The following is a 12,829-nucleotide window of genomic DNA, read 5'->3' as shown; positions in this document are numbered from 1 at the left end:
CATGACCAGTCACGAGACCGGCGCCGCCGGCAAGCCCCCCTCCCCCCGTGTACTGCGCCTGGCGGTTGCCGGCAGTGCCCTGTTGATGGTCGGTGCGGGCCTGGTGTTCTTCTATGCCTCGCACCAGGCCCAGGCCAGGCGTGCGGCCAACGCCGGACATGAAACGCTGATCACCATCCGCGATCACGCCTGCGAGCCGAACGACCTGAGCGTCCCGGCCGGGCCGAACAGTTTCCGCATCGTCAACCAGTCGCAACGCGCCGTCGAGTGGGAGATTCTCGATGGCGTGCTGGTGATCGAGGAGCGCGAGAACATCGCGCCGGGCTTGTCACAGGTGATCAACGCCACACTGCAGCCGGGACGCTACGCGATCACCTGCGGCTTGCTCAGCAACCCGCGCGGCAGCTTGACCGTCACCCCGACCGCCGCCTCCGAAGCGGCTGCCAAGGCGCGCCCCGCACTGACTGCCTTTATCGGGCCGCTGTCCGAATACCGCGTCTACCTGGCCAGCCAGGGCAGCGCCCTGGTGCGGGCAGGCCAAGCGCTCAAGGACGCGATCCAGGCCGGCGACCTGCAGCAGGCGCAAGCTGCCTATGGCGCAGCGCGGGTGATCTACCAGCGCATCGCCCCGGCCAGCCAGCGTCTGGCTGAACTGGACAACCGGATCAATGCTCGCGCCGATTACTTCGAACAGCGTGAGCAGGACCCGGCGTTCACGGGCTTGCATCGCATCGAGTACGGCCTGTTCCAACAGCGCACCACCGCAGGGTTGGCGCCGGTGGCAGAGACGCTGCTGCTCGACCTGGGCGAACTCAAGACGCAACTGCTTGCCCAGTCCATCGCGCCGCAGCAATTCACCGAGGCGGTCGTGCGCAGCCTGCACAACCTTGCGCAGATCCGCAGCAGTGGCGAAGAGGAACGCTACAGCCACCTCGACCTGCCGGGTTTTGCCGCCAACCTCGAAGGTGTGCGCAAAGTGATCGATCTGTTGCGCCCCTTGCTGGCCAGGAACGGCTCTGAGCCGTTGGCGACAATCGATAGCGCCATGACTCGCTTCGAGCAGCACCTGCAAGCCCTGCACGGCGCCGAGGGCTATCTGTCCTACGACCAGGTGCCGCAGGCGCAGAAACAGCAGATCGCAGCCGATGCCGACGCACTGGCCAACGCGATCGCGGCCATCGATCAGGCCCTGGGCCTGGCCGAACAGTAAAGACAAGCGAGCCTCAGATGACAGACCGCGATACCCGTAACGCCCCGCAATCCCAAGAGCGCCGCCGCCTGCTGGCAGGCCTTGGTGTGGCAGGCGTCGCCATGGCCACCGGCAACGCGCTGGCGGCTCCCTCACCGGCCAAGGTCACCGAAGCCCCGCACAGCGACCGCACGCAAGAGCGCAACGCCTGGATCGGCGAACATCAACCCGGGGTGGTGACACCGCGTCCTACCGCCGGGATGTTCGTCTCCTTCGATGTCCTGGCGCAGGACAAGCAGGATCTCGAGCGCCTGTTCCGCACGCTGGACCAGCGCATTCGCTTCCTGATGGCCGGCGGCCCGGTCCCCCAGGTCGACCCGAAGCTTCCGCCAGCGGACTCGGGCATCCTTGGCCCGGTCGTCACGCCGGACAACCTGACCATCACGGTGTCGGTCGGCGAGTCGCTGTTCGACGAGCGATTCGGCCTCACCGGCGCCAAGCCCAAGCGCCTGAGCCGCATGCTCGGCTTCCCCAACGACGCGCTGGAGGCCGAGCGCTGCCATGGCGACCTGGGGTTGCAGTTCTGCTCCAACGCGCCGGACACCAACATCCACGCTCTGCGCGACATCATCAAGAACCTGCCTGACCTGCTCTACGTACGCTGGAAACAGGAAGGCTCGGTGCCGCCGCAGGCACCGCGCAAGGCGGCGGAGCCCGAGCAGAGTGCGCGCAACTTCCTCGGTTTTCGTGACGGCTCGGCCAACCCCGACTCCAGCGACGCGGCACTGATGAACCAGCTGGTCTGGGTACAGCATGGCGACGAACCTGCCTGGGCGGTCGATGGCACCTACCAGGTGGTGCGGATCATCCGCAATCTGGTCGAGCGCTGGGACCGCACGCCATTGCAGGAGCAGGAGTCGATCTTCGGCCGCAAGAAAGCCAGCGGCGCGCCCATGGACGGCCAGCGCGAAACCGACGTACCTGATTACACCAAGGACCCGGAAGGCAAGCTGACCCGTCTGGACGCCCATATTCGCCTGGCCAATCCACGCACTGCGGCCAGCCAGCCCAACCTGATCCTGCGCCGGCCTTTCAACTACTCCAGCGGCGTGAACAAGAACGGGCAACTGGATATGGGGCTGCTGTTCATCTGCTATCAGGCCGACCTGGAAAAGGGCTTCATCACCGTCCAGAACCGCCTCAACGGCGAGCCGCTGGAGGAATACATCAAGCCGGTCGGGGGCGGGTACTTCTTCGCCCTCCCCGGCGTGAAGAACGATCACGACTTCATCGGTCGTTCGCTGCTCGACGCTGCCACCCCCATAAAAACCGCATGACACGACACAGAAACGGATCAGGACATCGCCATGAACAAGACCCGCCTCGCCCTGTTGCTCACGCTTGCCCCGCTGTTCGCCCATGCTGCGGTTGACCCGCTGACCCTGGTGCAGCCGGTGTCGGACTACAAGATCTATGTCACTGAGAAGGTCGATCAGCTGGTGAGCGACACCGAGCAGTTCACCCATGCAGTGAAGAAGGGAGACCTGGCCAAGGCCAAGGCGCTGTATGCCACGACCCGGGTCAACTATGAAGCCGTCGAGCCGATCGCCGAGCTGTTCAGCGACCTGGACGCGGCCATCGACTCGCGGGTGGACGATCACGAAAAAGGTGTCGAGGCCGATGACTTCACCGGCTTCCATCGCCTGGAGTACGCACTGTTCGACAAGAACACCACCGACGGCCAAGGCCCGATTGCCGACAAGCTGATCGCTGACGTGAAAGACCTGCAGGGCCGTATTGCCACCCTGACCTTCCCGCCAGAAAAAGTCGTCGGCGGTGCGGCAGCGTTGCTCGAAGAAGTGGCCGCGACCAAGGTTTCGGGTGAGGAGGATCGCTACAGTCACACCGACCTGTACGACTTCCAGGGCAACATCGACGGGGCACAGAAGATCTTCGAGCTGTTCCGCACCCACCTGGAATCCCAGGACAAGGCGTTCGTCGCCAAGGTCGACAAGAACTTCGCTACCGTCAACAAGCTGCTGGCCAAGTACAAGACCCAGGACGGCGGGTTCCAGTCCTACGACAAGGTGGCAGAGCGTGATCGCAAGGCCATGGTCGGGCCGGTCAACACCCTGGCTGAAGACTTGTCGACCTTGCGCGGGAAGTTGGGTTTGAACTGATCTTCAATAACAGTGTTGTTCTGTTCGCAGGCACGCCCGCGAACAGAACAACGCCCCACCTCCCCCCTAACTACCGCGCGAATGAAATATATTTAAAGCTCCCCACGGCCAGCCCCTTTTCTAAACTTTGTTTCATCGAAAACCCGGCCAATCTCCCCTTCTATTCATCGTCCCCCAGGCATAAAGCGTGGAGAATGGCGCGCCGCTCGCCAGGCCCGCTACCGGACCTGCGCCGCTACGAGTGGCGGCCGGCGCTGCGCTGCATGGCTGCGCCACTTTCAGCTTTGAACGGATAGGCGCTGCGCTAAACAGAGATTGTCTATCCGGGCAAGTTCTCAAGGCGAATAAGTCAGTCCCAACGAATGTCGCGAACCTACTGATGACTTTAAGTTCATTTCAACGTTTCGATGTCGCCACTTAACATTGAACTGCGGATGACCTACCCGTCTTGAGGAAATGTATGAACACGCACGCACCAATTATCTTTACCGCTACCCCCGAACGCATCCTGATTACCGGCGCCACGGGCTTCCTCGGCGGGTCGGTCGTCGCCCAGCTGATCACCAACGGCCAGGGCCCGCAACTGGTGTTTCTGGTCCGCGCCGAAAACGCCGGGCAAGGGCTGGAGCGCCTGCGCGACAACCTGCAACAGCATGGCGTCAGCCATGCCGAATGCCTGGCGCTGAACGCAGAGCAGATCATTTGCGGCGACTTCCTCGACACCTCCTGGCTGGCGCGCGAAACGCCGCGCCTGCTGGACGTCGATCGGGTCATCAACTGCGCTGCCGTGGCGTCGTTCTCGAAGAACCCGACCATCTGGCCAGTCAACGTCGAGGGCACCTTCGCCTTCGCCGAGGTGATGAGCCGCTCCAAACGCCTCAAGCGTTTCCTCCATGTGGGCACAGCCATGTGCTGCGGCCCTGAGCGTGAATCGCCGATCAGCGAGTCCTGGGAGTTCCCGGACGCCGAACAGCAACTGGTGGACTACACCGCTTCCAAGGCCGAGATCGAACGACGCATGCGCGAGGAACTGCCGGCCCTGCCGCTGGTGGTGGCACGCCCCTCGATCGTGGTCGGTCACCGCAGCCTGGGTTGCCAGGCCTCTGGCAGCATCTTCTGGGTGTTCCGCATGGGCTTCGCCCTGGAAAGCTTCACCTGTGGCCTCGACGAACAGATCGACGTGATTCCAGTGGACTACTGCGCCGAGGCGCTGATCGGCCTGACCCTCAAGCCGCGCCTGAGCCACGACCTCTACCACATCTCCGCCGGGCATGATTCGGCGTGTACCTTCGCCGAGATCGACAAGGCGTTCGCCTTGGCCAATGGTGCCGCGCCGGTGGGCGAGCGCTACCGCAAGATCGATGTCGACAACCTCAAGGAGCTGGCCGCCAGCTTCGAGTCGCGCATCGGCCCGGCCAACCCGCGCCTGGTTCTGCGGGCCCTGCGCCTGTACAGCGGTTTTGCCGACCTGAACTACCTGTTCGACAACCGCCGCCTGCTCGATGAGGGCATTGCCATGCCGCCGCGCTTCACCGACTACCTGGATGTGTGCGTACGCTCTTCCAGCGGCGTGAGCATCGCGACCCAGATGCAGTGGGACTTCAAGTAAGCAGGCGCTTCGCGGGTGAGCCCTTCGCGGGCAAACCCGCTCTCATAGGGCAGTCTCAGAGCGTCACCAACCCGTGCTCCAGCGCGTACTTCACCAGTGCCGCCGGAGTATCGATATTCAGCTTGCGCCGGATGCTCAGCCTGAAGGTCTCCACCGTGCGCACGCTGATGCCCAGCTCCCGGGCCATCTCCTTGTTGTTGCTACCCCTGGCGATCATCGCCAGCACCTGTAGCTCACGCGGGGTCAGGTCGTTCTCGTCGCGCCCGCTGCTGACCAGCTTGCGGGCGATTTCCGGGCTGTAGAAACTGCCACCGGCAGCAATTGCCTCGATCGCGGCTATCAGCTCGGTGGAGGGTGCGTTCTTCAGCACATAACCCCTCGCCCCCGCCGTGATCGAGGTGCGCACATACTCCTGGTTGTCGTACATGCTCAGCATCAGCACCCGGATGCCGGGGTACAAACCACACAGGCGGCGGGTCAGCTCCAGGCCGTTCATATCCTGCAGGCCAACATCCACCAGCAGGATGTCCAACTCCAGCGACGCCACCAGCTCAAGCGCCTGGGCGCCGGATTCGGCCTGGCCGACCACCTGGAAATGGGCAATTGCGCCCAGCAGTGCCTTGACGCCGTCACGTACCAGCACATGGTCGTCGACCAGCGCAATGCGGATCGGTGTGGTCTCGCTCATGCAAGCCTCGGATTGTTCATGGGTATCTGGACCTGCAGCTCGGTGCGCCCGGCAGACGACGCAATGCTGAAACTGCCCCGGTGATGTTCGACCCGCTCGCGCAGGTTGCGCAGGCCAATGCCGTGGCTTTCGTACGCCGCACTCGGGTCGAAGCCCATGCCGTTGTCTTCCACGCGCAGTACCAGCACCCCGTCGTGGGCAGAGATGGAAATGATCGCGACACTGGCCTTGGCGTGGCGGTCAACATTGGCCAGCGCCTCCTGGATGATACGGAACAGCGTCAGCGAAAGCTCGGCATCCACCTCGATGTCCGTCAGCCCGCACTCGTACTGGGTACGAATGCCAGTGCGCTGCTCGAAGTCGCGCACATGCTGGTCGATGGCCGGCGAAAGGCCCAGGGTGTCGAGCAGCGAGGGACGCAGGTCATGGGAGATCCGCCGCACTTCACCGATCGCCGAAGCCAGGCGAGTGGTGCCGTTGCGCAGGTTGTCCAGCCCGCCGGCGCGGCCGTTGTCCAGCTCCATCGCGGCGAGCTCGAACTGGAACTTGATCGACACCAGTTCCTGGCTGATGCCGTCGTGCAGTTCGCGCGCCACCCGCGAACGCTCCTCCTCCTGCAGATCGACAATACGCTGGTTGAGCGCCGACAGCTTGCGGTCGGCCAGGCGGTGCTCGCTGACATTGAGCATCAACCCGCCGGCAAAGATGACCAGTACCGCCAGTAACGAGAAGGACGCGATCGCCAGCACCGTGGTCAGCACGCCGGAGGCCACCTCCTGACGCGACTTGAGCGTGGCCACCTCGACATCGTCGATGTAGATACCGGTGCCGAGCATCCAGCCCCAGCGCTCGAGCATCACCACATAGGCCAGTTTGCCAGTGGACTGCCCGGTGGAAGGTTTCTGCCAGTCGTACAACTGGTAGCCGTCACCGCGTTCGGCGCTCTTGAGCAGCGCCTGGATCACCAGCAGGCCCTTGTTGTCGGTCATGCCGATGAGGTCCTTGCCCACCAGTTCGGCCTGGCGCGGGTGCATCAGGCTCTTGCCGTGGCGATCGTAGACGAAGAAGTAGCCGTCCAGGCCGAAACTGGCCCGCGACAGGATCTGCAAGGCACGCTGGCGGGTGTCGTCATCGTCGGCGCCGCTGTCGTACAACGGCGCGATCAAGCTCATGGCCAGGCCCAGGTAGTTCTTCAGCTCGGCCTTTTTCGCCGCCATGATGCTGCTTTCGACCAGGCGCGCCTGGTCCTCCTCGAGCTTGCGGCTCTGGGCGAACACCAGGATGCAGATGAACAGCACCGACACGATCAGCGGCAAGACACTGAGCGTGACGATCTTGTGCTTGAGTTGCATGGTCACTCCGGTTGCGGGGGCGGCGCGGCGTCAGCTTCGCCTGTGGCCCCGACAAATGACAAGGGCGCCACGACAAGCGTGGCGCCCCTTTTACACGGCAATCAATTCAGCAGCAACGCGTCGGACGTCCGCTGGCACCGTTGTAGCGTGCGTCCTGGCGCTCGCGGAAGAACGCCTTGCGGCTCATCACCGGCTCGCCGGGGTATTGGGCCTGCATATGCTCGAGGTAGGTGTCGTAGTCGGGCATGCCGACCAGCATGCGCGCGGCCTGCCCCATGCATTTGCCCATCTTGCTCAGTTTGTTGAACATCGCAGCTTTCCTCAGGCGTCGGGGATTGGCTGGAACGGCGACTCCTTGTCGCTGCGCTCAGGCTTGACCCAGGCTCGCCGGCCGACCTTCACGGCAAAGCACAGGATGCTCAGCACCACGAACAGGAACAACCCGGTCAGCACGGCGTTGGTGTAGGCGTTGAAGATCACATGCTGCATCTGCGCCAGGTCCTTGGCAGGTGCCAGCACCTGCCCGGCTGCGGCGGCATCGCTGTACTTGCGCGCCAGCGCCAGGAAGCCCATGCCTGGGTTGGGGTCGAACAGCTTGATCAGGCCCGCGGTGGTGGTGCAGATCAGCAGCCATACGGCCGGCAGCAAGGTGACCCAGACATACTGCTGGCGCTTCATGCGGATCAGCACCACCGAGGCGAGCATCAGGGCGATGCCGGCCAGCATCTGGTTGGAGATGCCGAACAGCGGCCACAGGGTGTTGATGCCGCCCAGTGGATCGATCACCCCCTGGTACAGCAACCAGCCCCACATCGCCACGCAGCCAGCGGTGGCCACCACGTTGGCGGTCCAGGAGTCGGTCTTCTTCAAGGCAGGCACGAAGTTGCCCAGCAGGTCCTGCAGCATGAAGCGCCCGGCACGCGTACCGGCATCCACGGCGGTCAGGATGAACAGCGCCTCGAACAGGATCGCGAAGTGGTACCAGAAGGCCATGGTGTTCTCACCCGGCAGCGCCTGGTGCAGGATCTGCGCGATCCCCACCGCCAGCGTCGGCGCACCACCGGCACGGGCCAGGATCGAGTGCTCGCCGATGTCGGTCGCGGTCTGCTGGAGGACTTCCGGAGTGATGGTGAAACCCCAGTTGCTGACCGTCTGCGCCACGGTGACCACATCGCCACCGACCACGGCGGCCGGGCTGTTCATGGCGAAGTACACACCTGGCTCGATCACCGAGGCGGCGACCATGGCCATGATCGCCACGAACGATTCCATCAGCATGGCGCCGTAGCCGATGTAGCGCGCATGGCTTTCGTTGGCCAGCAGTTTGGGCGTGGTGCCGGAGCTGATCAGCGCATGGAAGCCCGACACTGCGCCGCAGGCGATGGTGATGAACAGGAACGGGAACAGCGCCCCCTTCCACACGGGGCCTGTGCCGTCGACGAACTGGGTGATGGCCGGCATCTTCAGCTCAGGCGCGATCACCAGGATGCCGATGGCCAGCGCGACGATGGTGCCGATCTTGAGGAAGGTCGAGAGGTAGTCGCGTGGTGCCAGGATCAGCCAGATCGGCAGCACGGCGGCGACGAAACCATAGCCGATCAGCATCCAGGTGATCTGCACACCGGTGAAGGTGAACGCAGGGCCCCACACCGGATCTGCGGCAACCAGACCGCCGCCCCAGATCGATGCAAGCATCAGCAGCACGCCGATTACCGAGATCTCGCCGATGCGCCCTGGGCGCAGGTAGCGCAGGTACACCCCCATGAACATGGCGATCGGGATGGTCGCCATCACCGTGAACATGCCCCAGGGGCTCTCGGCCAGGGCCTTGACCACGATCAGCGACAGCACCGCAAGGATGATGATCATGATCAGGAAAGTGCCGAACAGCGCGATGGTTCCGGGGATCGAGCCCATTTCCTCGCGTACCAGGTCGCCCAGGGAGCGGCCATTGCGGCGGGTGGAGATGAACAGGACCATGAAGTCCTGCACGGCCCCTGCCAGTACCACACCGGCAATCAGCCAGAGCGTGCCGGGCAAGTAGCCCATCTGCGCGGCGAGCACCGGGCCGACCAGCGGGCCGGCGCCAGCGATAGCGGCGAAGTGGTGTCCGAAGAGGATGTGCTTGTTGGTCGGTACGTAGTCCAGCCCGTCGTTGTGCAGCACGGCCGGGGTGGCGCGAGTGGAGTCCAGTTGCATCACCTTGTTTGCGATGAACAGGCTGTAGTAGCGGTAGGCAACGAGGTAGATGGCGACTGCTGCGGTGACGATCCACAGGGCGCTGATGGCCTCGCCCCTGCGCAACGCCACGGTGCCCAGCGCGAATGCGCCCAGCAAGGCAATGGCGAACCAGGCAATTCGGGTAGCCAGTTTGGTCATCGGGATTTCTCCTGTCGCGACGGGTGTGCCGGCGACGGTTTTTGTTTTTGTGGGTGCCCGGGTAGGGACGACGACACTCTCGGCGTACTGGGTCCACAAGAACATTCGCAGTACTACGCGTAAGTGCTACGTAGAACTACGTAGATGGGCTGTCAGTGAGGGTTGCGGTGCGCTTTTCGCGGGCAAGCCCGCTCCTACAGGGAGCGAGGTGGGGCATTGCCTTGTGGACGATGCGGTACTTTTGTAGGAGCGGCGGTTCGCCGCTGCGACTTGCCCGCGAAGCAGGCGCTGCAGATCTTCGCGGGCAGTCCCCAATCCCCCAAGGTCATCATTGGCACGAGTATTGATAAATGATTCCACACCGATTGTTGAACAATCATAAGTGGAGCGTCCTTCATGTCCCGAGCAACAGCCCTTACCCTCGCCCTGACCCTCAGTGCCGCCGCACAAGCCGCCGACGGCACCTTGCAGTCCGATCGCCTGTCCATCGGCTCGGACCTCACCTACCCGCCCTACACCTACCTCGACCAAGGCAAGCCTGCCGGCTTCGACCCTGAGTTCATGACCCTGCTCGGCCAGCACCTCAAGCTCGCTCCCCAGTTTCAGGACACCCGCTTTGCCAACCTGGTGATGGGCGTCAACGCTCGACGCTTCGATGTGGTCGCCTCGGCCCTTTACGTCACCCCGGAGCGCGCAGCGCAGGTCGATTTCCTGCCCTACCTCAAAAGCGGTGCCTCGCTGATGGTGCGTGCCGATGACAGTTTCCGCCCGCAAATGCCGCAGGACCTGTGCGGCAAGCGCATTGGCTCGATCAAGGGTGGGTCGTGGATTCCCAAGCTGATGGCGCTATCCAAAAGCCACTGCGAGGCCAACGGCCAGGCGCCGATCGACTCGCGTGAATTCCCCACTTCCCCGGAGGCAGCCCAGGCCCTGCTGGCCAAGGCGGTCGATGTGCAGTTCGAAGACGCCGCGGTGGCGGCCATCACCGCCGACAAGCTCAAGGGTCGGGTGGTGATCAGCTCCCACGAGCTGATCTACCCCGTAGTCATCGGCCTGGCCGTGCGCAAGGGCAACGATGCGCTGCTCGCTGAACTGCGCCAAGGCCTCGAGGCCATGAAGCACAGTGGCGAATACCAGACGCTGTTGAGCCGCTACAACCTTGGCGAGCCCAGCCGAAGTGGCCCAGGCCCTGGGCCAGAATCCTCAAGCGCCAGCGCAGTAAGCAGGAGCGTCGAGCATGCAATTCGATTGGGATTATGCCGCCGGCCTGCTGGTCAACGGCGACTTCTGGAAGGCGGTCGGCACCGTGGTGGAGTTGAGCGTCGAGACCTGGCTGCTGGGCATCGTCTTCGGCTTTGTCCTGGCGCTGGCGCGGCAGTCGAGCAACCGCGCCCTGAACCGCGGCGCGGCACTGTACATCTGGTTCTTCCGCAGCCTGCCGCTGCTGGTGCTGCTGATCTTCGTCTACAACCTGCCGCAGGTATTCCCGGGGACCAGCGTGCTGCTCTCCAACCCCTATGCCGCCGGCCTGATCGCCCTGGTGCTGAGCGAATCGGCCTATATCGCCGAGATTCATCGCGGCGGCCTGCTGGCTGTGGCCAAGGGGCAACTCGAGGCCGGCAAGGCGTTGGGTATCCGCTACACCGGTGTGCAGCGCCTGATCGTGATTCCACAAGCGTTGCGGGTGGCATTGCCGACCCTGGCCAACGAGTACATCACCATCGTCAAACTGACCTCGCTGGTGTCGGTGATCTCGCTGTCGGAAATCCTGCTGGTCGGCCAGCAGCTGTACACGCAGAACTTCCTGGTGATGGAGACCATGCTCGCGGTCGCCTTCTACTACGTGCTGATCGTCACGGTGTTCAGTTACCTGTTGCGTCGGCTTGAGCAGCACCTTGACGTCACCCGGCGTCAGCCCAAGGCCATCGCCGATGGCCCGGCGCAACCGGCGCCTGTCCGGCGCGAGGCCGCCCCCAGGCAAGGCGACTTCGCCCTGCGGGTGCTCGGCGCACGCAAGCACTATGGCCAGCTGGAAGTGCTCAAGGGCATCGACCTGGATATCCGCTTCGGCGAAGTGGTGTCGGTCATCGGGCCTTCGGGGTCGGGCAAGACTACGTTGATCCGTACCCTCAACGGCCTGGAGGCCCTGGATCGTGGCCAGGTCGAACTGTGTGGCGCCCCCTTCCTGCGCGGGCGTGACGAAGACGGCGGCAGCCTTGGCAGTCGCGTGCACATGGAGGGCATCGTCCAGGTGGGGATGGTATTCCAGGGCTTCAACCTGTTCCCGCACAAGACCGTGCTGGAGAACGTGATGCTCGCCCCGCGTCACCACGGCCATGCCAGCGACTCCGAGCTACGCGCCTTTGGCTTGGCGCTGCTGAGCAAGGTCGGCCTGCGCGAGCACGCCGGCAAGTACCCGCACCAGCTCTCCGGCGGGCAACAGCAAAGGGTGGCGATTGCCCGGGCACTGGCGATGCGCCCGCAGGTGATGCTGTTCGACGAGCCGACCTCGGCGCTTGATCCGGAACTGGTCGGTGATGTGCTCAAGGTAATCGAGGACCTCGCGCGCGAGGGCATGACCATGGTCATCGTCACCCATGAAATGAAATTCGCCTTCCAGGTCTCCGACCGCGTGGTGTTCATGGAACGCGGGGAGATCATCCAGGCCGGTGCGCCGCGCGAGTTGCTCGACAACCGCAGCGAGCGCATGGGCCGCTTCCTCAAGGACGTGCAACTGGCATGAGCAGCAAATCCCCGGAAAAAGCCGGCGAAAGCCTGCCCCTGGCCGACCAGGTAGCCCTCGAACTGCGCGAGGACATCATCGGCGGCCGCCTGGTCTCAGGCATGCCGCTGGTCGAGGCCGAGCTCACCGGCCGCTACAACGCTTCGCGCAACACCGTACGCGAGGCCCTGCACCAGTTGGGCCATGAAGGCCTGACCACCTATGTGCGCAACAAGGGCGTGATGGTGCGCAGGCTGGGTATCGCCGAGGTGCGCGATATCTTCCTGGTGCGCCGCACACTCGAGGTGCAGGCGATCCATGGCAGCAAGCCGCTACGCGAATACCAGTCCGACCGCATGCTCGACGCCATCGAGGCCGCCGAACTTGCCCGTGATCGCGAAGACTGGCAGGCCTTCGGCACCCACAGTCTGCGCTTTCACCAGCACATCGTCGGCTTGCTGCGCAGCCCGCTGCTGGATGCCTTCTTCACCAATATCGCTGCGCAGATGCGTCTGGTGTTCGCCGTTGCGCCCGATGAAAAGAACTTCCAGAGCCCGTGGCTGGAACGCGACCGGGAGATCCACGACCTGCTCGCCGATGGCTTGCGCCACGACGCCGCCGAAGCCATGACCCGTTACCTGGACGACTCCGAGCACGCCCTGCTCGATCTGTTCAGCCATCCACCCCGTTCCTGAAACCGGAGACCTACC

At 63.9% G+C, this 12,829-nt stretch carries 10 protein-coding genes and 1 pseudogene; 7 read left to right on the top strand and 4 right to left on the bottom strand.

Going from position 1 to position 12,829, the window contains the following annotated elements; all coding sequences use genetic code 11:
• The first annotated feature begins 1 nt into the window (after position 1).
• The 4 genes from efeO (AB688_RS14505) to cprA all read left to right on the top strand — a co-directional run bounded on the left by efeO (AB688_RS14505) (position 2) and on the right by cprA (position 4,978).
• A complete protein-coding gene (gene efeO, locus AB688_RS14505; protein WP_063544905.1) occupies positions 2 to 1,210 on the top strand; it encodes an iron uptake system protein EfeO in 1,209 nt (402 codons plus the stop codon).
• Between the two features lie 17 nt (positions 1,211 to 1,227).
• Entirely contained in the window at positions 1,228 to 2,526 is a 1,299-nt protein-coding gene (gene efeB / locus AB688_RS14500; protein ID WP_063544904.1) for an iron uptake transporter deferrochelatase/peroxidase subunit, read from the top strand.
• A gap of 30 nt (positions 2,527 to 2,556) precedes the next feature.
• Complete coding sequence (efeO, locus tag AB688_RS14495) at positions 2,557 to 3,369, top strand: iron uptake system protein EfeO (protein WP_063544903.1); 813 nt, start codon at positions 2,557 to 2,559, stop codon at positions 3,367 to 3,369.
• Between the two features lie 460 nt (positions 3,370 to 3,829).
• Positions 3,830 to 4,978, top strand: a complete 1,149-nt coding sequence (cprA, locus tag AB688_RS14490) for a cationic peptide resistance protein CprA (RefSeq protein WP_063544902.1) — start codon at positions 3,830 to 3,832, stop codon at positions 4,976 to 4,978.
• A gap of 55 nt (positions 4,979 to 5,033) precedes the next feature.
• Here the strand turns inward: cprA and AB688_RS14485 are convergent, their stop codons facing one another.
• From AB688_RS14485 to AB688_RS14470, 4 genes are all read right to left on the bottom strand, one after another.
• Positions 5,034 to 5,666 (bottom strand): response regulator, encoded by a 633-nt coding sequence (locus AB688_RS14485; protein ID WP_063544901.1) that lies wholly within the window; start codon positions 5,664 to 5,666, stop codon positions 5,034 to 5,036.
• A complete protein-coding gene (locus tag AB688_RS14480) occupies positions 5,663 to 7,018 on the bottom strand; it encodes a cache domain-containing protein (protein ID WP_063544900.1) in 1,356 nt (451 codons plus the stop codon). The genes AB688_RS14485 and AB688_RS14480 overlap by 4 nt, the downstream gene beginning before the upstream one ends.
• A gap of 106 nt (positions 7,019 to 7,124) precedes the next feature.
• Positions 7,125 to 7,328 carry a YbdD/YjiX family protein gene (locus AB688_RS14475; RefSeq protein WP_063544899.1) on the bottom strand — a complete coding sequence of 68 codons (204 nt, stop codon included), beginning with the start codon at positions 7,326 to 7,328 and terminating at the stop codon, positions 7,125 to 7,127.
• A gap of 11 nt (positions 7,329 to 7,339) precedes the next feature.
• On the bottom strand, positions 7,340 to 9,397 hold the full coding sequence (locus AB688_RS14470) for a carbon starvation CstA family protein (RefSeq protein WP_063544898.1): 2,058 nt from the start codon (positions 9,395 to 9,397) through the stop codon (positions 7,340 to 7,342).
• Positions 9,398 to 9,793: 396 nt separating this feature from the next.
• On the opposite strand from AB688_RS14470, the pseudogene AB688_RS26280 reads away from it, so the two are divergent.
• The 3 genes and pseudogenes from AB688_RS26280 to AB688_RS14455 form a co-directional block, all read left to right on the top strand.
• Positions 9,794 to 10,492: pseudogene (locus AB688_RS26280) on the top strand (ABC transporter substrate-binding protein); the annotation flags it as partial.
• A 142-nt stretch (positions 10,493 to 10,634) separates the two neighbouring features.
• Complete coding sequence (locus AB688_RS27335) at positions 10,635 to 12,140, top strand: amino acid ABC transporter permease/ATP-binding protein (protein WP_063544896.1); 1,506 nt, start codon at positions 10,635 to 10,637, stop codon at positions 12,138 to 12,140.
• Positions 12,137 to 12,814 (top strand): GntR family transcriptional regulator, encoded by a 678-nt coding sequence (locus tag AB688_RS14455; protein WP_063544895.1) that lies wholly within the window; start codon positions 12,137 to 12,139, stop codon positions 12,812 to 12,814. Before AB688_RS27335 ends, AB688_RS14455 begins: the two co-directional genes overlap by 4 nt.
• Positions 12,815 to 12,829 lie beyond the last annotated feature (15 nt).

The sequence above is a fragment of the Pseudomonas putida genome, from assembly GCF_001636055.1.
GTDB classification, from domain to species: domain Bacteria; phylum Pseudomonadota; class Gammaproteobacteria; order Pseudomonadales; family Pseudomonadaceae; genus Aquipseudomonas; species Aquipseudomonas machongensis.
This window is presented reverse-complemented; position numbering and strand designations above follow the sequence as displayed.